A 20,330-nucleotide genomic window follows, 5' to 3' on the forward strand; every position below is an offset into this window, starting at 1 on the left:
GCTTGATTACATCGGTCGCCACGCTTCGGCCGCTCCGTGAAGGGGCGGCCCTTTTATTTTCGGGAAGAGGACCATCATGGCCCAGCCGCTCATGCCCCATGCCACTGCATCGTGGCTGGTCGACAATACCGCGCTCAGTTTCGAGCAGATTGCTGCCTTTTGCGGTCTCCACATCCTGGAGATCCAGGCGATCGCCGACGATACCGCCGCGACGAAGCTGACCGGTCGCGACCCCGTCCGCGCCGGCGAACTGCTGATGAGCGAGATCGAGAAGGGGCAGAAGGACGCCAATTATCGCCTCGTCATGCAGAAGGGCCCCGATCAGGTCCGCCGCACCAAGGGGCCGCGTTACACGCCGGTTTCGAAGCGCCAGGACAAGCCCGATGGCATCGCCTGGATCCTGCGCAATCACCCCGAGGTTTCGGACGGCCAGATTTCCAAGCTGATCGGCACGACGCGCACCACGATCGCTGCGCTGCGCGACCGCACCCACTGGAACATCGCGAACATCACGCCGAAGGACCCGGTGACGCTGGGTCTCTGCTCGCAGCGTGAGCTTGATGCGCTCGTCGCCAAGGCCGCCAAGGCCGCTGGCATCGAAGCCCCGGTCGACACCCGCCTCGATGGCGACCGCGAAGCGCTGATCGAACAGCTTCGCGCCGAGCGCGATGCGGCGGCGAACGTCGCCGAGACGACGCTGACCGACGAAGCCGCCGCTCTGTTCGGTGAGCCGGGCTTCAAGGATCCGTTCAAGAAGTAACCTCCTCAACTCGTCATTGCGAGCATAGCGAAGCAATCCATTCCAACCCCGGGGTGGATTGCTTCGTCGCTTTCGGCTTCTCGCAACGACGGGTGGGTGAGTAGCTTGACCCTCTTTCCTCACAGGCCCAATAGCCGCGCATGACCGAAGCTATGCCCGAACTCTCCTTCGAAGACGCCCTCAAGCGGCTGGAGGCGATCGTCCGCCGGTTGGAAACGGGCGAGGTGCCGCTCAACGAGTCGATCGATCTCTATGCCGAGGGCGACGCGCTGCGCCGCCAGTGCGAGGAGCGGCTGCGCGCGGCCCAGGCACGGATCGAGAAGATCAGCCTGGGCGGCGACGGCAAGCCGGTGGGGACAACGCCCTTCGACGCGGGCTGACACGCATGTCGAACATCCTGAACATCGCAATGGCGTCCGTGGCGCGAGAGATAGACGCGCACTTCGATGCGCTGCTGGCCGTGCCCGACGACGGGCGCAGGCGCCTTTATGAAGCGATGCGCCATGCCGCGATCGGCGGCGGCAAGCGGCTGCGCCCGCTGCTCGTCTGCGCGGCGGCGGACCTGTTCGCGGTCGATCGCGACTGCGCCTTGCGCGTCGGCACCGCGATCGAGGCGATCCACTGCTACAGCCTGATCCACGACGATCTGCCCGCGATGGACGACGATGATCTGCGCCGTGGCAAACCGACCGTTCACAAGGCGTTCGATGAGGCGACCGCGATCCTGGCGGGCGACGCTTTCCAGGCGCTGGCGTTCGAAATTCTCGCCGATGAGGCGACCCACAGCGATCCGTTCGTCCGTTCCGAACTCGTCGCGGGCCTTGCCCGCGCGGCGGGGGCGTCGGGCATGGTCGGCGGCCAGGCGCTCGATATCGCCGCACCCGGCAGCGAGCAGGACGAAAAGAGTGTCACACGGCTCCAGCATCTCAAGACCGGCGCGCTGATCGCCTTCTCGGTCGAGGCCGGCGCAATCCTTGGCCGGCTGGCACCCGAGGGGCGGCTCAAGCTGCGCTCCTTCGCGCAGGACGTGGGTCTGGCCTTCCAGATCGCGGACGATCTGCTCGATGCGGAGGGGGATGCGGACACGGTCGGCAAGGCCGTGGGCAAGGATGCCGATGCAGGCAAGGCGACGCTGCTGTCGCTGCTGGGCGCCGATCGCGCGCGAGCCCAGGCGACCATGCTCGTCGATCAGGCGCTCGCGCGTCTCAACAGTTACGGGGCCGAAGCCGATCTGCTACGCGCGATCGCGGTCTATTCGATCAGCCGCAGCCATTAATCCGGGGGGAGACAGGGTCATATGCGTATCGGCGTCTATCCGGGAACCTTCGATCCCGTCACGCTCGGCCATATGGACATCATCAATCGCGGCGCGAAGCTGGTCGACCGGCTCGTCGTCGGCGTCACGACCAATGCGTCGAAGTCGCCGATGTTCTCGCTCGACGAACGGCTCGCGATGGTCCGCCGCGAAACCGCGCATCTGGGTGACGCGATCCAGGTCGTCGCGTTCGATTCGCTGCTGATGAAGTTCGCCGAGGATATGGGCGCGTCGATCATCGTGCGTGGCCTGCGCGCCGTCGCCGATTTCGAATATGAATATCAGATGGCGGGCATGAACCAGCAGTTGAACGATCGGGTCGAGACCGTCTTCCTGATGGCCGACGTCGCTTTGCAGCCGATCGCATCGAAGCTGGTGAAGGAGATCGCGATCTATGGCGGCGCGATCCGCAAGTTCGTTCCGGCCGACGTCGAGCGCGAAGTGGTCGCGCGTGTCGACAAGCTGGGCCGAAAAGGGCAATGACGCGGTTCAGCGCGGGGCAATCCGGTTCGCGGTAGCGCCGGCCCGTGTGTTTGGAGATAGAGTGCTGATGTCGTCGAAGTTCGTCACTGCCCTGCTGGCCGGGCTGCTGGTTGCCGGAAGCGCCTCTGCGCAGGTGATCGCGCCGTCGCCGGTCGTGCCGCCGGTCACGCCGCAGAATGTGCTCGTCCTCAACCTTTCGGTCGGCGGCCCGGTCCGTATCCAGTTGCGTCCCGACGTGGCGCCGGGTTCGGTCGAGCGGATCAAGACGCTGGTGCGCCGCAAATTCTATGACGGGCTGGCCTTCCACCGCGTCATCGAAGGCTTCATGGCGCAGGGCGGCGATCCCAAGGGCACGGGTGAGGGCGGTTCGGACCTTCCCGATCTCAAGGCCGAGTTCAACGATCTGCCGCACGTCCGTGGCGTCGTCTCGCTTGCGCGCACCAACGAACCGAACACGGCGAACAGCCAGTTCTTCATCATGCTCCAGCCGAACCTTGGCCTGGACCACAATTACACCGCTATCGGTCGCGTGATCGAAGGCATGCAATATGCCGACGCGATCGAAAAGGGCGAGCCGCCGGTGAACCCGACCAAGATCGTCCACGCATCGATCGAGTCCGACGATCTGGGCCAGCCCGCCGAGACGCCCGAATCCGCCGCGGCGTCGAAGCCGCCCGAAGCGCCTGTGGCCGCGAAGCTCTCCAAGAAGGAGCGTCGGGAAATGGAGCGCAACATCGAGGCGAACAAGACGTCCGACGCCGTTCGCCAGATGTCGAAGCCAGGCGGGCAATAACAGCGAGGCGGGCGCTGCCCGTTTAAGGATTAGGACGCGATGCGCGTCGACCTGTTCGATTTCGATCTGCCGCCAGGAAATATCGCGCTGCGCCCCGCGTCGCCGCGTGACAGCGCGCGCATGTTGCTGGTCGAAGGCGGCGAGCGGCTGACCGATCATCGCGTGAGCGACCTGCCGTCGCTGCTGCGTGCGGGCGATTGCCTGGTGTTCAACGACACCCGCGTCATCCCCGCTCAGCTCGAAGGCACGCGCGGCGAGGCGAAGGTGGGCGCGACCCTCCACAAGCGCGAGGGGCTGCGCCAGTGGCGCGCCTTCGTCCGCAACGCCAAGCGCGTGCGCAATGGCGATCGGATAGATTTCGGGGCTGGCGTCACCGCCATCGCGGCGGATCGGGGCGAAGACGGATCGATCCTGCTCGATTTCGAAGGCACCGAGCCGGTCGAACTGCTGCTCGAACGCGCGGGCACGATGCCGCTGCCGCCTTATATCGCGTCCAAGCGCCCGACCGACGAACGCGACCGCGACGACTATCAGACGATGTTTGCAACGGAGAAGGGCGCCGTAGCGGCCCCCACCGCTGCGCTTCACTTCACCCCCGCGCTGATGGCGGCGCTGGCGGACGCGAGGATCGGCACCGAGACGCTGACCCTCCATGTCGGTGCGGGCACCTTCCTGCCGGTCAAGGCCGACGACACCGACGATCATAAGATGCACGCCGAATGGGGCCGCATCGATCCCGCCACTGCCAACCGCCTCAACGCCGTGCGTGCGGCGGGTGGCCGCGTGATCGCGGTTGGCACCACCAGCCTGCGCCTGATCGAAAGTGCTGCGGGCGAGGACGGCCTGATCCGCCCGTTCGACGGCGACACCGCTATCTTCATCACCCCCGGCTATCGGTTCAGGGGGATTGACGGGCTGATGACCAACTTCCACCTGCCCAAGTCGACCCTGTTCATGCTGGTCAGCGCGCTGATGGGGCGGGAGCGGATGCAGGCGGCCTATGCCCACGCGATCGCGGGCGGATACCGGTTCTACAGCTACGGGGATTCGAGCCTGCTGCTGCCTTCCTCGTCATCCCGGATTTGATCCGGGATCCCGCTTCTTCTTGATCATCGGAAAGAAGCGGGACCCCGGATCACGTCCGGGGTGACGAAAAAAGGTTAGTGCACCGCATTCCAGATCAGCCGCGCGGTCAGGCACAGGCAGATCGTGACAAGCACCGGGCGGATCACCCTTGCGCCGAAGCGCATCGCGGTGTGGCTGCCGGTATAGGCGCCCGCGATCGATCCGACGGCCATGCACAGGCCGAGCGACACGATGATCTGCCCGCTGAAGGCAAAGATGCCGAGCGCGCCGAGGTTGCTTGCGAAGTTGAACGCCTTGGTGTGCGCGGTCGCCCGCGTCAGGCCAAAACCGCGCAGCGAGACCAGGCTGGTCGCGAAGAAGCTGCCCGTGCCCGGCCCGAAAAAGCCGTCGTAGAAGCCGATCGCCCCGCCCACCGGCGCATAGCCGGTCGCGCTGATCCGGTGGTGGACATCATCGTCGGTCATCCGCGGCGAGAAGATCACATAGGCGACGACCGCGATCAGCAGGATCGGAACCAGCAGGTTGAGCGCCTCGGTATCGATCATCTGCACCACGATCGCGCCGACGCCCGACAGGATCAGGATGATCAGCACCGTCGGCCAATAAGTCCGCCAGTCGATCAGCCCTTTGCGGCTGAAGTTCCAGCAGGCGGTGCCAGATGAGAAGCTCGACTGCAGCTTGTTCGTCGCGAGCATCGCGATCGGCGGCACGCCGGCAGAGAGCATCGCGGGCACGGTCAGCAGCCCACCGCCGCCCGCAATCGCATCGATGAAGCCGGCCACGAAGGCGACAGCGGTGAGGATGGCATAGGTTTCGGGGCCGAAATGCATGGATCGATTGGTGGCGGAGTACCCCGGTTTCCGCAAGAGCCTCCGGGATGACGAGCAGGGGAGGAGGCGCTATGGGCGCGGCATGACAAGCAAGCCCCGTTTCGACTTTCAGATCGCCGCGACCGACGGCAAGGCGCGCACCGGCACGATCCGGATGAAGCGCGGTGATATCCGCACGCCCGCCTTCATGCCGGTCGGCACCGCCGCCACCGTCAAGGCGATGAAGCCCGCCGATGTGCGCGCGACCGGCGCCGACATCATCCTGGGCAACACCTATCACCTGATGCTCCGCCCCGGTGCGAAGCGGGTCGCGCGCCTGGGCGGGCTGCACAAGTTCATGCGGTGGGACCGGCCGATCCTGACCGACAGCGGCGGTTATCAGGTGATGAGCCTGTCGGCGCTCACCAAGCGTAGCGAGGAGGGGGTGGCCTTCGCCAGCCACCTCGACGGTTCGCGCCACATGCTGTCGCCGGAGCGGTCGATGGAGATCCAGCGGCTGCTCGGCTCCGACATCGTGATGGCGTTCGACGAACTGGTGCCGACCACCTCCACCCGCGAGGTGCAGGCGGCGGCGATGGAGCGGTCGATGCGCTGGGCGCGTCGATCGCGCGAGGGCTTCGACAGCGGCGGCGAACATGCCGAAGGCGCGGCGCTGTTCGGCATCCAGCAGGGCGCGCTCGACGAGGGATTTCGCAAGGCATCGGCCGACGCGCTGCTCGATATCGGGTTCGATGGCTATGCGGTGGGTGGACTTGCGGTGGGCGAGGGGCAGGAGGCGATGTTCGCCTGCCTCGATTATGCGCCGGGGCAGCTCGATCCGGCCAAGCCGCGCTACCTGATGGGCGTGGGCAAGCCCGACGACATCGTCGGCGCGGTCGAACGTGGAATCGACATGTTCGACTGTGTCCTGCCCACCCGCAGCGGCCGCAACGGGCAGGCGTTCACGCACAAAGGCCCGATCAACATCCGCAATGCCAAGCAGGCCGAAGATCAGTCGCCGATCGACTCGAGCTGCGCCTGCCCGGTCTGCGACCAGTTCAGCCGCGCCTACCTCCACCACCTCAACCGCTCGGGCGAAATCCTCGGCGCGATGCTGATGACAGAGCACAATATCTGGTTTTACCAGGCGCTGATGGCCGACCTGCGCAGCGCGATAGCCGAGGGGCAACTGACCGCCTTCGCGAACGACTTCCGGGCGGCCTATTACGGGGGTGGTTAGAAGACGACCAGCCGCCCGCCGGCCGTCAGCACGCCGATCGGGCCGTCGATATCGAAGCGGCCGGACGCGGCATCGCTGAGGCCCGTCTGGCAAAGCGTGATCCGCACGCCCAGTTCGACCGCGTCGTTGATCGCCTGGGCTATGCTCGGGAGACCGGGGGCGGGCGGTGTGGCGTCAGGGGACAGCAGCAACGACACGGCGGGGGCATGCGCGTGGAGCCGCGTCTCGTCGCCGATCGCGGCGGAGGCGGCGGCGAAGGTGAGGGCGGCGTGGAGGCGTTCGGGGTCCGAGCCGGCGACGATCAACGTGAGCATCGGCATCCCGGATCCTTGGGCACGGCAATCGTGCGGAAGCGGAAGGCGAGCGCGTCGATCAGCAGCAGCTTGCCGGTCGGATCGTCGCCGAACTTCGTGATGGCGCGCACTGCCTCCATCGCGGCGAGGCTGCCGAGAACACCCGTCAGCGCGCCCAGCACGCCCTGATCGGCGCAACTGATGTCGGGCCGGTCGGGATCGTCACCGACGAGGCAGCGATAACAGGGCTTGTCGCTTTCCCACCCACGCCAAACCGACAGCTGCCCATCGAACTGGCCGACCGCCGCCGAAACGAGCGGGATGCGCAATGTTGTCGCGGCGTCGGACACGATCAACCGGGTCGCGAAATTGTCGCAGCCATCGACGACCACGTCGACCCCGCTCAACAGGTCGGCGGAGCTACGGGCGTCGAGCCGCACCGCCCGCGCGTCGATCGTCACGTCGGGGTTGGCTGCCGCAGCGCGTTCCGCCGCGACCGCAACCTTGGGTCGGCCGACATCGGCGGTCGCGAACAAAGTCTGCCGCTGAAGATTCGAGAGCGATACCGCATCATCGTCGATCAGCCGGATCGTGCCGACCCCGGCCGCAACGAGATATTGGAGCGCTGGCGATCCGATTCCGCCGGCACCGATCATCGCCACTGTTGCGCGCGAAAGCGCGGTTTGTCCGGCGCCGCCGATCTCCTTGAGGATGATGTGGCGCGCGTAGCGATCGAGCTGTTCGTCTGTAAACGACATGGCTTCGCGCTTAGCCGAAAAGGATTGCCCTACCAACGCCGGTCAGATCGTATTAAGGCGCGTGGATGAGTGACCGTCCCGAAACTCCGCTCCTCGATCAGGCGCGAACCCCCGAAGAATTGCGCAAGCTGAACCCGGCCCAGCTCCGCCAGCTGGCCGATGAGCTGCGCGCGGAGATGGTTTCGGCGGTTTCGGTGACGGGCGGGCATCTGGGCGCGGGCCTCGGCGTGGTCGAACTGACCGCCGCGCTCCACTATGTATTCGACACGCCGAACGACGTGCTGATCTGGGATGTCGGCCATCAGGCTTACCCCCACAAGATCCTGACTGGCCGGCGCGATCGCATCCGCACCCTGCGCCAGCCGGGCGGCCTGAGTGGCTTCACCAAGCGCAGCGAGAGCGAATATGATCCGTTCGGGGCGGCGCACAGCTCGACCTCGATCTCGGCCGCGCTGGGCTTCGCGGTGGCGAACAAGCTGGCGAACAAGCCGGGCCGCGCGATCGCGGTGATCGGCGACGGCGCGATGTCGGCGGGCATGGCCTATGAGGCGATGAACAACGCCAAGCAGGCGGGCAACCGGCTGATCGTCGTGCTGAACGACAACGACATGTCGATCGCGCCGCCGGTGGGCGCGCTGTCGGCCTATCTCGCCAAGATCGTGTCGTCGGGTCCGTTCCTGTCGATGCGCGAGTTCGCCAAGCGCGTGGCGCAGAAATTTCCCCGCCCGATTCACGACGCCGCCAAGCGGATGGACGAATATGCGCGCGGCATGGCGACCGGGGGCACGCTGTTCGAGGAACTGGGCTTCTATTATGTCGGCCCGGTCGACGGCCATAATCTGGATCATCTTCTGCCGATCCTGGAAAATGTCCGCGACAGCGATCACGGGCCGGTGTTGATCCATGTCGTGACCCAGAAAGGCAAGGGCTATGCCCCCGCCGAGGCGGCTTTTGACAAATATCACGGCGTTCAGAAGTTCGACGTTGTCACCGGCGCGCAGGTCAAGGCGCCGCCGGGACCGCCGGCTTACCAGAATGTCTTCGGCGACCAACTCGTCCGCGAGGCCGAGCGCGACCCGACGATCTGCGCGATCACTGCGGCGATGCCGAGCGGAACGGGCGTCGATCGCTTCGCCAAGGCTTTCCCCGATCGCACGTTCGACGTCGGCATTGCCGAGCAGCATGCAGTGACCTTCGCCGCCGGCCTGGCCGCGCAGGGTATGCGCCCGTTCTGCGCGATCTATTCGACCTTTCTGCAGCGTGCCTATGATCAGGTGGTTCACGACGTCGCGATCCAGAACCTGCCGGTGCGCTTCGCGATCGATCGCGCGGGGCTGGTCGGTGCCGACGGATCGACCCATGCGGGCAGCTTCGACATCACCTATCTCGCGACCCTGCCGAACATGGTCGTGATGGCGGCGTCCGATGAGGCCGAGCTGGTCCATATGACGCACACCGCCGCTCTGCACGACAGCGGGCCGATCGCGGTCCGCTATCCGCGGGGCAACGGCACCGGCGTGGCGCTGCCCGCGGTTCCGGAACGGCTGGCGATCGGCAAGGGCCGCATCGTCAAGGAAGGCAAGGCGGTTGCGATCCTGTCGCTGGGCACGCGTCTGGAAGAGGCGATGAAAGCCGCCGAACAGCTCGAAGCACTGGGTCTGTCGACCACGGTCGCCGACCTGCGCTTCGCCAAGCCCCTCGATGAAGCTCTGATCGAAATGCTCCTCACGAGCCACGAAGTCGCGGTGACGGTGGAAGAGGGCGCGATCGGCGGCCTTGGCGCGCATGTGCTGACTCTGGCGTCGGATCACGGCCTGATCGACAACGGCCTCAAGTTGCGCACGCTGCGCCTGCCCGATGTGTTCCAGGATCACGACAAGCCTGAGAAGCAATATGCTGAGGCGGGGCTCGATGCGGAGTCGATCGTCGGCACCGTCCTCGCGGCGCTTCATCGCAACAGCGCGGGGCTTCCGGCGCGGGCTTAAGCCGTCCCCGGCTGCGCGAGCACTACGAGATTGCCGTCGGGATCGTGCAGGCGCGTGATCGTCGTGTAGTCGGCGGTCTCGATCTCGCCAGGATTCAGCGCGGCCACGCGATCCCGCTCCGCCCGCACATCGGACACGATCAGCGTCAATGTGCAGCGGCCGGCATTGTCGGCATTTTCGAACAGCTGGAATCCCGATGTATCGCCATGATGCCATTCGGCGAGGCCGGGCATCGGGGTCGCGTCCGGGCCGCGGTCGAAGAGGGTCGTGAACCAGGCGGCGCTGCGCTTCAGGTCTGAACAGCTGATGTTCGCAAAAATGGCGGTAAGGGTCATGCGATCCTCCTGCTTCCCATTACGGGCCGCGCGCGCCTAGGTTCCCTCCAAACAGACCAGAGGAGCGGGATATGGGGGTGCGGCGCGTAGTTTCGGGGCAGGATGCCTCGGGCAAGTCGATCATCGTCAGCGATGAGGTGATCGAGCCGGTCGGGCTGACCGTGCCGATCTGGCGCGAGGATGACACCGCGGGCTTCCCGCGCGACGGATCGATGCCGCCGGTCAGCCGCTTCTTTCCGGGGCCGGGCGGCAGCCGCTTCATCATCATGACCTTCCCGGCGAAGGGACAGGCCATCGTGCCTTCGAAGCCCGGTGAGATCGAAGCGAAGGTCGGCACCGGCATAGGCGACGTGATGGAGCCGGGCGGCGACGGTTTCCACACCACCGACACGATCGATTATGAGGTGGTGCTGTCGGGCGAGATCTCGATCGAACTGGATGATGGCATCGTCAAGCATCTGAAAGCGGGCGACTGCTTCATCCAGAACGGCACGCGCCACCGCTGGTTCAATCTTGGCGACGTCCCCGCGGTGGTCGCGGTGGTGCTGGTCGGCGGGCATCCACGGAGCTGACCGCCGCGCATCTCCTGCATGGGGGAGCCTTCACAAGCGAGCTGGGTGCTGCCACAGCGCGAAGCGTGACCCAACCGCCCGCTCCGCCGCGTCGACCCGATATCGAGAATTGTTGCGGGCGCGGCTGTGAGCCGTGCATCTTCGACTATTACAACGCTGCTTTGGAGCGGTGGGAAGGCAAGATGCGGGCGTTGGGATTGGAACCGCCCGAGATCGAACGGGCGATTCCCGGGCGCCGGCGTTAAATCTCGTCCGGCAGCACGAACACACCGTCGGCGGGCGCTTCGGCCAGCTTCTCGATCTTGCCGCGCGAGATGGAGACGAGGATCTGCTTGTTGGCGAACTCGATCACTGCGATGCGGCCGGTCGCGCCCATCGGCATCGCATCGACGACCTTGATCGCCCGCGTGCGATTGCCGCCGATTGCCATGCCGGGCTGCATCCGGCGCCACAGCCAGAGCGAGCCATAAGCCAGGCCCGCCACCAGCGGGACCAGGATCAGCAGTTTCAGGACATATTCGAAGATCATCGCGTCCGCTCAATAAGCGGTCGCGACAGGTGTCACGACCGGCGTTCGATACCCGACAGTCGCGCATCGGCGGCGACCACGTCGACCACCCTTATCCCGAACTTTCCGTTGACTGTCACTACCTCGCCCTTGGCGACGAGGGTGCCGTTAACGAGGATGTCGAGCAGCTCATTCGCCTGACGATCGAGCTCGACGACGCTGCCGGCGCCCAGATCCATCAGGTCGGCGAGGCGCATCGACGTGCTGCCTACTTCGACCGACAGACGCAGCGGGATATCCTGCAAAAGCCGATAATTGGCGCGCTCGCCCAGCTCGATGCCGGCGGCGACACTGGGAACATCGGACATATCGGTCATTTCAACAGGCCTTTTCCAATATCTTCGATCATCATGGCGACGCGCCCTTCCTGCTCGCCGATCGTGCCTTCCCCAAAGCGGCGGTTGCCGACGAGGAGGGGGATCGAGTTGGCGAGCTTGATCGGGATGACGTCGCCGGGCTTGAGCGCCATCAGTTGCGCCACGGTGATTTCGGGTCGCGCCAGCACCGAGCGGACGGGCAGGGTGACGTTTTCGAGCGCGGAGGCGAGCTTGCCGCGCCACTCGTTGTCGTCATTTTCGGGATCCTCGTGGACCCGCGCGGTCAGTTCGGCCTCGATGGGCTGGAGCGCGGCGAGTGGATAGAGGATTTCGATCCGGGTCGAACGCGACATGCCGGGCTTGAGCGAGAAGCTCTGCACGACCACCGTCTCGTCGGGGCGCATCATGCTGGCGAAGGCCGGGTTGGTCTCGTGACCGGCGGGCTTGAATTCGAGCGGGTAGAGCTCTGCCCAGGTGCGGGTGAGGACATCGGTGATCGCGGTGACGATGCGGGTGAGCAGGCGCTCCTCCGATGGCGTGAACTCTTCCGATTTGTGGGTCAGGCCGTTGCCGGTTCCGCCGTAGAAGGTGTCGACCATGTTGCTGATGAACGCGGGTTCGATCGCGATCATCATATTGCCCTTCATCGGGCGCAGCCGAAACATGTTCAGGCTCATATAATCGGGCTGGTTGCGCTGCCATTCCTCGAAACGGCGGCATTCCAGGGGATCGGCCTCGACGCGGGTCCGCGCCTGGGCGATCGGCTCGATCACGTCGCGCAGGCGGCGGGCGAGTTTCTCGTTCATCCGCTCGACGAGCGAAAGATCGGCGTGCGGGCGCTCCTTGGCGGCGCCGAGCGGGAAGACCGAGGCGCTACCGTCGATCGCAGCCGCAGGCGTCGGATCGATCGAGATGTCGCTCAATTCGTCCATAAGCGCGGCGACTTCGTCACCCGAGAGGCTGTTGCTGGCGCGCGTCATGTTGGTGAGGAGATGCCCTGCCTGAGTCGTCTTGTCGGACTCACCTCTACGCGAGCGTGGTTAACAAATTGGTTGTGGGCGGATGGCCGGTCCGATCCTCATTCGTCATCCCAGCGAAAGCTGAGATCTCTGGAGATGAGGGGACCGCTGGAGCCTCACGAGATACCAGCTTCCGCTGGAATGACGGGGTGAGAGGCGCCGCAAAAGAAAAAGGCCGGCTCGCCTTCGCGAACCGGCCTCTCAAAATCGGTTGTGGATCGATTTACTGGACAACCAGGCTGGTGAAATAGACATTGTCCACGCCACCGAAACCCTCATGCTGGCGCAGCACGTTGTTGATCGTGTCCTTGAGTGCCTTCTGAAGCTTCAGTTTGCCCTCGGGCGTCTGAATGCTGAACGCGTCCTGATCGGCCAGGGTCATCAGAACAGCCGAGCGGATCGGCATTTCGTCGTTCTTGATATTGTCGAGAACCTTCGCGTCATAATAGGTCGAGATGCCGAGACCGACCTGAGCGAAGCCATCCGAATCGCGCAGGTTCGACGTGAACGGCTGCTCGAACGTATAATAGGTCGCCTTATATTTGGTCGGATCGGGCGACTTGTCGCTTTCGATGCCGTCCGAAGGCAGCGACGTCTTTTCGCCGCCATGGCCTTCCTCGGCGCCTTCCTTCTTGACGAGTTTGGGCGCGTTGGGATCTTCGGGTTCTTCCTTGGGATGCGCGCCGCCGGCCAGGCCCGCGCCGGCCGCATAAAGGCCCGCGCCGACACCCCCGCCGATCAGCACCAAGGCTGCGACGAGCATCATCAGGATCTTCATCATCCCGCCCTTCTTCTTGGGCTTGGGGGCGGCTGCTGCATCGGCCATCGGCTTACATCCCGTTACGCATAGCGATCATCATCGTCGCGGGGCGCCGATTCGGCCGGCTCCTCGCGCATGGTCGACGTTGTTCGCACATAATGCTTAGCATCTTGTGAAGACTGTTGGCCGGCAGAGGATTGGCTCTGGTTCTGGCCCTGTCCGTTCGCGGTCGTCGCGGCACCGCCCGACTGCCGATTGTTGGACAGATCGACCTTGGTCTCTGCGATCGTCAGCCCCTGCGAACGCGCTTCGGCGACGAGGCGTGGCTGCGCGTCGGCGATGATCTTCTGCGCGTCGGCGCTGTCGGCGGTGAAGCGGATCGATGCGCCACTCGCGCTGTTCGCAATCTCGACCGTCAGTGCGCCCAGGCGCTCCGGATTGAGCTGGAACTTCAACTGGCCGTTGGTCGCGGCCGCCATGTTGATGTCGCGCGTCAGCTGATCGAGCCACTGCGTATCGCGGGCGAGATCGAGGTGACGCTGGACCGGCTGATTGTCGGCCGGGGCGGCAGCGGCGGTCTGCGGCGTGGATTCGGTGCGCGGTGCGCGCTCCGGGGGGGCGGCGACTTGCGTTGGCAATGTATCCGTCGACGCGGCGAGATCGGGGGCTGGCGCCGTGGCCTCGCTGCTTTCGTCGTTGCGCGGCACTTCGGCCTTGGCGGCTTCGGTGCGCGCGTCGATGTGCGGCGCGGCCGGCTTTGGCAAAGCGGCAGCGACGGTGATGGGGGCGGCTGCTTCAGGTGCCACTGAGACCGAAAGCGGTGCGACCGACGCCGGCGCCTGAGCGATGCTGATCGGAGTGGCAACCACGATGGGTGCCGGTGCGGTGATGGGGGTGGTCGGGGCTGTGTCGGAGGCAGCGAGTGGCAGTGCCAAGACGGGCTGTGCATTGACGATCTGGGCCGGGACGGCTGCGGCTGTCGCCGCTACGGCGACGCGCGCGGTTTCCGCCATTGCGGGGTCGATGACGGGCGCGACGTTCCTCAGGTTCACCGGCGCGGAGTCGATGACAGGCGCGACGTTCGTCAGGTTCGCCGGCGCGGAGTCGATGGCGGGCGCGACTTTCGTCAGTGTCACCGGCGCGTTACCGGCGACCAGTGCTGTCTCCGCCACTATTACCGGTGCGTTTTTGACCGGAGCCGCAGGTTTCGTGATCTGTGCGACGGGCTGCGTCGGCGCAGGCGTTGCGATCGGCGCGACCTCCGCAGTCGGGGCGACGGGTTGCGGCACGGTCTCGGTGTCGATCACAGCCGCACGGGCCTTTAGCGCGGCGAGGATTGTCGCCGTATCGAGCGGGACGGCCGTGTTGGCCTTCGGCAAAGTCACGACGGTGGTCGTGGTATCGGGCAATGCGATATCGGCCGGAGCATCGGCAATGTCCGTGGTGGGCACGGCGACAACGGTGGGCGCCGGTTCTGCGACGGATGCCTGCGCGAGCGCTTGCTGAAGCGCGGCCGGAACATTCGCCAATGCGACCGGAGTGGTGTCGACGATCGGGGCGGCGATCGTCGGCGCGACAATGACCGGTGCTGTAGAGGTCGTTGTCACGATGGGCGCAGCGGCTGGCGGGGGCGTCATCGCGGCGTTGGCCATCTGGATCAGTGCAAGCACGGCGGTCACGCCTTCGCTCGCCGCAGCGGTCAGCGAGTCGGTGGAGGGTGTGGTCGCGATCTGCAGCGTCACGACATTGTCGGTCGTCGTCTCGCCATCACTGTCGCTGTCGTCGGTATCGGTCGAGCCGCTCTTGGGGAGCGCAGTCTCGTCCTTGGCCGCGCCGTCATCCGAGGTGCGGGCGCGGTCGAGCAGTTTGTTGAATGCGGGCGCGGGAGCACCAGCAGTCGGGGCAGGAGCCGGGGTTGCGGTCTGCGGCGCGGCCGGCACGCTGGTGATGCTCGTCAACGCGGAGGAAGCGGCGAGGGCCGAAAGCGTCATCAATAATCCCCCTTTTCGAAATGTCCGGGCCGGCGGCGGAACGGTATTGCGCTGCGCTGTTCGAGCCAGGCGGCGAGCGCCTGTCCCGCACGGGCATCGAGTTTTTCCGCGCCTTCCTGCTTCTGGCGGGCTTCGAGCCGCTCGGCGGCACGCTGAGTGGCGAGCACCTTGGCGCTGGCGATCGCGTCGCCCATCGAATGGCGGGCCTTGTCGAGCCGCTGGGCGAGTTCGCCGCGATTCTGGAGCGCCGATCCGCTGGTCGTGCCGACCGGCACGGTCAGGCTGTCCCGCAGTTCGGCGAGGCGCGAAACGCTCATTTCGAGCTGCGCGACCTTCGCATCGGCAGTGGATTGCTCGGCGGCGGCGAGCAGATGCTGCGCGCCCCGTATCCGCGCGACACGCGCGCGGCGATCGGCCATCGCCTTCATCAGCCGAACCTCTCAAGTAATGCCTGGTTAGAAGCGGCGTAATCGACGCGCTCCTTCTGGTCCTGGCCGATGAACTCCAAGATTTCGTCATGGCGCTGGATCGCGATATCGATCACCGGATCGCTGCCCGCGCGATAGGCGCCCATCAGGACGAGATCGCGATTTTCTTCATAAAGCGACCACAGGCGGCGCAGGATCTGCGCGGCGCGCTGATGCTCAGGGGTCACGATGTCGCTCATCACGCGGCTCAGGGACTTGCCCACGTCGATAGCGGGGAAAACGCCCTGCTCGGCAAGGCCACGCGACAGGATTATGTGCCCATCGACGATCGCGCGCGCAGTATCGACGATGGGATCGTCGGTATCGTCGCCATCGGCGAGGACAGTGTAGAGCGCGGTGATCGATCCGCCGGTGACGACGTCGACACCCGCGCGCTCGACGAGTCGCGGAATCAGGCCGAGCGCGGAGGGTGGATAGCCCTTCATCGTCGGCGGTTCGCCCAGCGACAGGCCGATCTCGCGCTGCGCATGGGCGACGCGGGTCAGGCTGTCGATCAGCAGCAGGACGCGCTTGCCCTGGCTGCGGAAATATTCGGCGATCGCGGTCGCGCGCATCGCGGCGCGCAGGCGCAGCAGCGGCGGATGATCGGCGGGAACGGCGACGACGACGCTTTTCTTGCGCACGTCGCCGGTCAGCTTGGTGGCCAAGAAGTCGCTGACTTCGCGGCTGCGTTCGCCGACGAGGCCGACGACGATGATGTCGGCATCGGCGCCGGCGATCATCTGCCCCATTAGCACCGACTTGCCGACGCCCGAGCCGGCGGCGATCGCGATACGCTGGCCCACGCCAGCGGTCAGCAGCGCGTTGATCGCGCGGACGCCCATGTCGAACGGCTCGGTCACGCGGGCGCGATCGAGCGGGTTTCCGCGACGGCCGGCCAGTGGCCAGCGATCGGCGGTCGAAATCGGGCCAAGGCCGTCGATCGGATTGCCCAGCGCGTCCATCACGCGGCCGAGCAGGCCATCGCCGACTTCGACATTGCCGCCGCGCCGGTCGGGTTCGATCCGCGCGCCGGCGCTGTGCGGGGCGTCCGAATCGAGTGCCATCAGAAGGGTGCGGTCGCCACGAAAGCCGACGACTTCGGCAAGCGCGGCATGGCCGTCCGCGTCGATCACGCGGGCGTTAGAGCCGACCGGCATGGGGAAGCCGGTCGCCTCGAGCATGAGGCCGTCATAGGAAACGAGCTTGCCGATGCGGCGCGGGCCGGGATAGTCGAGATCGACCGTCGCCAGCATCGCACCGGCCGCGCGCGTAAGGCTGTTCACCGGGGCAGGCCCATATTGTCGAGCTGCGTACGCAGCTTGGCGAGGCGGACCTGCGGGCCATCTTCGATCCAGCCTTCGCCGCTTTCGAGCACGATCGATCCGGGCATCAGATGATGATCGGGCGCGGTCGGCAACGGCAGGTCGAGACCCTGAAGCCGATCGATATCGTCCGGATGCAAGCGCAGGCGGGCAGGGCCGCTCTCGGCGGTGATCAGCTCGGCGAGACTGATCGCGCGCTCCTGCAGCGTTTCGATGTCGACCTGCACCTCACCCACCACCTGCTTGACGAAGCGCGAAACGGTTTCGGCGAGGATGGCGGCGAGCGGCGCGGCGGGCTCGGCCTGAAGCGTCTCGGTAGCGCGCATCAGCGCGGCAAGCGCCTGACGCTCGGCGGCGAACTCAGCCATCACGACCTCGCGGCCCTGATCGAAGCCGGCGGCGAAGGCATCGGCAACCATCTGCTCGACGTCGGGGGCCGGCGCGGGCTGCGGTTCGGTCTCGCGGGTCGAAGTGCGGCGGTCGGTGGCGACGAAGCCCTGATCGGTCGAACGGCGGCCGGCACCGGCGCGCTCGGTCCACGGCGTGAAACCGCCGCCGATCGAGGGGCGGGCCCAAGGTTCGGTGCGGGTTGCGCCGGCGGACAGTTCGGGATGCCAGAGATCAGACATAATCGTCGCCCTTACCGCCAAGATTGATCGCGCCTTCGGCGGCGAGCTTGCGGGCCGTGGCCAGCATGGTCTTCTGCGCTTCCTGCACTTCGGCCAGGCGCATCGGGCCGCGATCGGCGATCTCGTCCTGGATCGACTGGGCCGCGCGGCTCGACATGCAGCCGAAGATCTTCTGGCGCAGCTTTTCGTCTGCACCCTTGAGCGCGACGACGAGCGTGTCGTTGTCGACGGCGCGCAGCAGCGTGCCGAGATTCTTTTCGTCGACGCCCATCAGGTTGTCGAACACGAACATCTCTTCCTCGATTGTGCGGGCGAGGGTCTTGTCGAGCTTCTGGAGCGCCTTGATGATCCGCTGTTCGGCCGCCTTGCGCGACGAGGTCACGATCTTCGCGGCTTCGCCCGCGCCACCGCGACGGGTCGCGGCGCCGGTGGGGACGCTCTTTGTCGGGCGGTTCATAAGATCCTCGAGCTCCGCCAGCGCGGTCTCGGGAACGGGACCCATCGTCGCGACACGATAGACCAGGTCGGCCTGCTTGTCCTCGGGCAGCAGCTGCAGCACGTCGGCGGCAATCTGCGGTTCGAGATGGGCGAGGACGAGCGCCGCGATCTGCGGATGCTCATGCTCGACAAGCGAGGCGATCGTGCCTGCGTCCATCCACTTGAGGTTTTCGAGCGCGTTGACGTGCTTCACCGGGGTGATGCGCTGCAGAACCTTGTCGGCCTTCTCCTGGCCGAGCGCCTTGTGCATCATGCCCTTGATCTGGCGATCGACGCCAAAGCCCAGCGTGGTGCGAACCCGCGCGCGCTCGACGAATGTGTCGAGCACGCCTTCGATCTCGGGCTCCGAGATGTTGGCGACACCGAACATCGCGCCGCCCAGATGCTGGACCTCGTCCGGATCGAGGCGCGAGAGAACCTTCGCGGCCTCATCCTCGCCGAGCAGCATCATCAGGATCGCTGCGACCTGGCTGCCCGAGGGGGGCAGGGCCTCGCCTTCGGGCTCGGGGGCGATATCGTCAGCCATTGGCGTCTTCGGCTCCCGGCATATCGGCGCGGATCAGGTCGCGGACGACGAGCGCGGCGCGATCGGGGTCCTGGCGAACGAAGTTGCGGATCAGTTCGGCGCGGTTGGCGTAACCCGGGGTCGCCTCGATCATCTCGAGCGTGACCTGCTTGTTGGGATCGGTCAGCGCTTCGTTGGCGAGGGCGGCGGCGATTTCCTGACGGACTTCGTTCGATCCGCCGGGGCCGGAGAGGGCGGCGACACCACCACCCGCACCGTTGCCGGCCGAACCGATCATCCCGCCGGCCGCACCACCGGCACGGGCGCCGGCCTGGCCACCGGAAAGGGCGCCGCGCGTTGCGGCAGCCAGCTCACGGGCGGCCTTGGCTTCGGCGGCCTGCGTGGCGCGCTTCTTGAGCATCGGCTTGGCGACGCCGAAGACGAGCAGGGCGACGACGAGCAGGGCCGAAAGGTTGCGGGCCAGCGTCGAGACCCAGGGGGCATCGAACCAGTTCGGCTTGACTTCGACATCCTCGGCGACCGCGAAGCTGCGGGCGGAGAGGGCGACGACGTCGCCGCGGGCCTGATCGGCGCCGACGGCACCGCGGATCAGCGTCTCGATCGAGGCCAGCTCCGCTCGGCTGAACTTCTTCGAACCTTCGCGCAGAGCCACCGCGACCGACAGGCGCTTCACAGTGCCGACCTGCGCCTTGGTGACCGAGACTTCGCGGCCCAGTTCGTAGGTGCGGTTATATTCTTCGCTGGTCTTGCCCTGCGCGGCGGCATCGGTGGTGCCGGGAGCCGGCATCGTCTGCTGCGGCGCGGCCGAAACCTGGCTCGCAACCGGAGGCTGGTTCGACAGTGCGCCGGGAATGCCGCCGGCTTCGCCATTCTTGTCGCCCGTCCAGCCGCCGGTCTCGGCGCGCAGGACCTGCGCATCCTTGGGGAAGCTTTCGCGGGTCGCCTGCGTCTGGGTGAAGTCGACGTCGGCATGAACCTCTGCGGTGAAGTTGCCGGGGCCAACGATCGGCGTCAGGATCTTGGAGAGCGCTTCCATGTAGCGCGCTTCCATCTTGTTCTGGACATCGACCTGACGGGTCGACTCAGCGGCCAGCGGATCGTTGCCCGACGACGAAAGGAGCCGGCCTGCCTGGTCGACGATCGACACGGCGTCGGGCGAGAGGCCCGGAACCGACGATGCGACGAGGTGGACGATCGCCTGAACCTGAGCTTCGGACAGCATGCGGCCGGCGCGCAAGCGCAGCATCACCGACGCCTGCGGTTTGGCTTCGTCGCGGATGAAGACGCTGGGCTGTTCGGCGGCGATATGAACCTTTGCGGTGTCGACGGCGTCGATCGCCTCGACCGTGCGGGCCAGATCCATCTCACGCGCGCCGCGCAGCTTTTCGCCCTCGACCGCGCGGCTGGCGCCGAGCGGGAGCGAGTCGATCATGCTGTCGCCCGACGGAGCCGACTTCGGCAGGCCCTGCTGCGCGAGCAGCATCTTGGCCTGGTAGAAGCTGGTTTCGGGAACGGTCAGCGCGCCGGTGTCGCGGTTGATCTCGTACGGGATGTTCGCAGTCTTGAGCGCGTCGGCGACGGCGGCCTTATCGGAATCGCCCATGCCGGCGAACAGGTCGCGCTGCGGCGCGCCCGACATTGACATCCACATGAGCGCGGCGACGCCCAACAGGGCGATCAGGCCGATCATCGGCAGGCTGCGTTGAACCGCAGGCTGTCCGACGAAGGCCTTCGCCTTGTCGAGGATTCCGCTGGCGCTGTTGAGCGCGGGGACGGTGGTGGGGAGGGTCGCGTCAGCCAT

24 protein-coding genes are annotated in these 20,330 nt (G+C 66.2%); 10 read left to right on the forward strand and 14 right to left on the reverse strand.

Features of this window, described 5'->3' with window-relative positions:
- Positions 1-76: 76 nt before the first annotated feature.
- From FYJ91_RS17485 to queA, 6 genes are all read left to right on the forward strand, one after another.
- Entirely contained in the window at positions 77-760 is a 684-nt protein-coding gene (locus FYJ91_RS17485) for a DUF1013 domain-containing protein (RefSeq protein WP_149523602.1), read from the forward strand.
- 140 nt (positions 761-900) lie between these two features.
- Positions 901-1,140: an exodeoxyribonuclease VII small subunit gene (locus tag FYJ91_RS17490; RefSeq protein ID WP_149523603.1), complete on the forward strand. Its 240-nt coding sequence runs from the start codon at positions 901-903 to the stop codon at positions 1,138-1,140.
- A gap of 5 nt (positions 1,141-1,145) precedes the next feature.
- Positions 1,146-2,036 carry a polyprenyl synthetase family protein gene (locus FYJ91_RS17495; RefSeq protein WP_149523604.1) on the forward strand — a complete coding sequence of 297 codons (891 nt, stop codon included), beginning with the start codon at positions 1,146-1,148 and terminating at the stop codon, positions 2,034-2,036.
- A gap of 21 nt (positions 2,037-2,057) precedes the next feature.
- On the forward strand, positions 2,058-2,558 hold the full coding sequence (coaD, locus tag FYJ91_RS17500; RefSeq protein ID WP_149523605.1) for a pantetheine-phosphate adenylyltransferase: 501 nt from the start codon (positions 2,058-2,060) through the stop codon (positions 2,556-2,558).
- 67 nt (positions 2,559-2,625) lie between these two features.
- Positions 2,626-3,351 (forward strand): peptidylprolyl isomerase, encoded by a 726-nt coding sequence (locus tag FYJ91_RS17505; protein WP_149523606.1) that lies wholly within the window; start codon positions 2,626-2,628, stop codon positions 3,349-3,351.
- A gap of 39 nt (positions 3,352-3,390) precedes the next feature.
- On the forward strand, positions 3,391-4,437 hold the full coding sequence (gene queA / locus FYJ91_RS17510) for a tRNA preQ1(34) S-adenosylmethionine ribosyltransferase-isomerase QueA (protein WP_149523607.1): 1,047 nt from the start codon (positions 3,391-3,393) through the stop codon (positions 4,435-4,437).
- Between the two features lie 74 nt (positions 4,438-4,511).
- Here the strand turns inward: queA and FYJ91_RS17515 are convergent, their stop codons facing one another.
- A complete protein-coding gene (locus tag FYJ91_RS17515; RefSeq protein ID WP_149523608.1) occupies positions 4,512-5,267 on the reverse strand; it encodes a TSUP family transporter in 756 nt (251 codons plus the stop codon).
- 82 nt (positions 5,268-5,349) lie between these two features.
- On the opposite strand from FYJ91_RS17515, the gene tgt reads away from it, so the two are divergent.
- Positions 5,350-6,486, forward strand: a complete 1,137-nt coding sequence (gene tgt / locus FYJ91_RS17520) for a tRNA guanosine(34) transglycosylase Tgt (protein ID WP_149523609.1) — start codon at positions 5,350-5,352, stop codon at positions 6,484-6,486.
- On the opposite strand, the gene FYJ91_RS17525 is transcribed toward tgt, so the two are convergent.
- Both FYJ91_RS17525 and FYJ91_RS17530 read right to left on the reverse strand, forming a co-directional pair.
- On the reverse strand, positions 6,483-6,806 hold the full coding sequence (locus FYJ91_RS17525; RefSeq protein ID WP_149523610.1) for a DsrE family protein: 324 nt from the start codon (positions 6,804-6,806) through the stop codon (positions 6,483-6,485). The genes tgt and FYJ91_RS17525 overlap by 4 nt on opposite strands.
- Entirely contained in the window at positions 6,788-7,537 is a 750-nt protein-coding gene (locus FYJ91_RS17530; protein WP_149523611.1) for a HesA/MoeB/ThiF family protein, read from the reverse strand. The genes FYJ91_RS17525 and FYJ91_RS17530 overlap by 19 nt, the downstream gene beginning before the upstream one ends.
- A gap of 65 nt (positions 7,538-7,602) precedes the next feature.
- Here FYJ91_RS17530 and dxs point away from each other — a divergent pair, with 65 nt between their 5' ends.
- On the forward strand, positions 7,603-9,522 hold the full coding sequence (dxs, locus tag FYJ91_RS17535; RefSeq protein WP_149523612.1) for a 1-deoxy-D-xylulose-5-phosphate synthase: 1,920 nt from the start codon (positions 7,603-7,605) through the stop codon (positions 9,520-9,522).
- Here the strand turns inward: dxs and FYJ91_RS17540 are convergent.
- Positions 9,519-9,857 carry a VOC family protein gene (locus FYJ91_RS17540; RefSeq protein WP_149523613.1) on the reverse strand — a complete coding sequence of 113 codons (339 nt, stop codon included), beginning with the start codon at positions 9,855-9,857 and terminating at the stop codon, positions 9,519-9,521. The two genes, dxs and FYJ91_RS17540, sit on opposite strands and share 4 nt — an antisense overlap.
- A gap of 71 nt (positions 9,858-9,928) precedes the next feature.
- Between FYJ91_RS17540 and FYJ91_RS17545 the strand changes: the two genes are divergently transcribed.
- Together FYJ91_RS17545 and FYJ91_RS21120 are read left to right on the forward strand one after the other, a co-directional pair.
- Positions 9,929-10,429 (forward strand): cupin domain-containing protein, encoded by a 501-nt coding sequence (locus FYJ91_RS17545; protein WP_149523614.1) that lies wholly within the window; start codon positions 9,929-9,931, stop codon positions 10,427-10,429.
- A gap of 65 nt (positions 10,430-10,494) precedes the next feature.
- Entirely contained in the window at positions 10,495-10,674 is a 180-nt protein-coding gene (locus FYJ91_RS21120; protein ID WP_219822616.1) for an oxidoreductase-like domain-containing protein, read from the forward strand.
- Here FYJ91_RS21120 and FYJ91_RS17555 read toward each other — a convergent pair.
- From FYJ91_RS17555 to fliF, 10 genes are all read right to left on the reverse strand, one after another.
- Positions 10,671-10,958, reverse strand: coding sequence for a FliO/MopB family protein (locus FYJ91_RS17555; protein WP_149523615.1), 288 nt, complete (start codon positions 10,956-10,958; stop codon positions 10,671-10,673). The two genes, FYJ91_RS21120 and FYJ91_RS17555, sit on opposite strands and share 4 nt — an antisense overlap.
- 32 nt (positions 10,959-10,990) lie before the next feature.
- Positions 10,991-11,314 (reverse strand): flagellar motor switch protein FliN, encoded by a 324-nt coding sequence (gene fliN, locus FYJ91_RS17560; RefSeq protein WP_149523616.1) that lies wholly within the window; start codon positions 11,312-11,314, stop codon positions 10,991-10,993.
- Complete coding sequence (gene fliM / locus FYJ91_RS17565; protein ID WP_149523617.1) at positions 11,311-12,294, reverse strand: flagellar motor switch protein FliM; 984 nt, start codon at positions 12,292-12,294, stop codon at positions 11,311-11,313. Before fliM ends, fliN begins: the two co-directional genes overlap by 4 nt.
- A 262-nt stretch (positions 12,295-12,556) precedes the next feature.
- Entirely contained in the window at positions 12,557-13,159 is a 603-nt protein-coding gene (locus tag FYJ91_RS17570) for a flagellar basal body-associated FliL family protein (RefSeq protein ID WP_149523618.1), read from the reverse strand.
- A gap of 14 nt (positions 13,160-13,173) precedes the next feature.
- Complete coding sequence (locus tag FYJ91_RS17575) at positions 13,174-15,084, reverse strand: flagellar hook-length control protein FliK (RefSeq protein WP_149523619.1); 1,911 nt, start codon at positions 15,082-15,084, stop codon at positions 13,174-13,176.
- Positions 15,084-15,512, reverse strand: coding sequence for a hypothetical protein (locus FYJ91_RS17580; RefSeq protein WP_149523620.1), 429 nt, complete (start codon positions 15,510-15,512; stop codon positions 15,084-15,086). The genes FYJ91_RS17575 and FYJ91_RS17580 overlap by 1 nt, the downstream gene beginning before the upstream one ends.
- A complete protein-coding gene (locus FYJ91_RS17585; protein WP_149523768.1) occupies positions 15,512-16,807 on the reverse strand; it encodes a FliI/YscN family ATPase in 1,296 nt (431 codons plus the stop codon). Before FYJ91_RS17585 ends, FYJ91_RS17580 begins: the two co-directional genes overlap by 1 nt.
- A gap of 26 nt (positions 16,808-16,833) precedes the next feature.
- On the reverse strand, positions 16,834-17,505 hold the full coding sequence (locus FYJ91_RS17590) for a FliH/SctL family protein (protein WP_149523621.1): 672 nt from the start codon (positions 17,503-17,505) through the stop codon (positions 16,834-16,836).
- The gene (gene fliG, locus FYJ91_RS17595; RefSeq protein WP_149523622.1) at positions 17,498-18,529 is read right to left on the reverse strand and encodes a flagellar motor switch protein FliG; all 1,032 of its coding nucleotides are present in this window, start codon (positions 18,527-18,529) and stop codon (positions 17,498-17,500) included. Before fliG ends, FYJ91_RS17590 begins: the two co-directional genes overlap by 8 nt.
- Positions 18,522-20,330: a flagellar basal-body MS-ring/collar protein FliF gene (gene fliF, locus FYJ91_RS17600; RefSeq protein ID WP_149523623.1), complete on the reverse strand. Its 1,809-nt coding sequence runs from the start codon at positions 20,328-20,330 to the stop codon at positions 18,522-18,524. Before fliF ends, fliG begins: the two co-directional genes overlap by 8 nt.

The organism is Sphingomonas montanisoli (assembly GCF_008274695.1).
GTDB classification, from domain to species: Bacteria; Pseudomonadota; Alphaproteobacteria; order Sphingomonadales; family Sphingomonadaceae; genus Rhizorhabdus; species Rhizorhabdus montanisoli.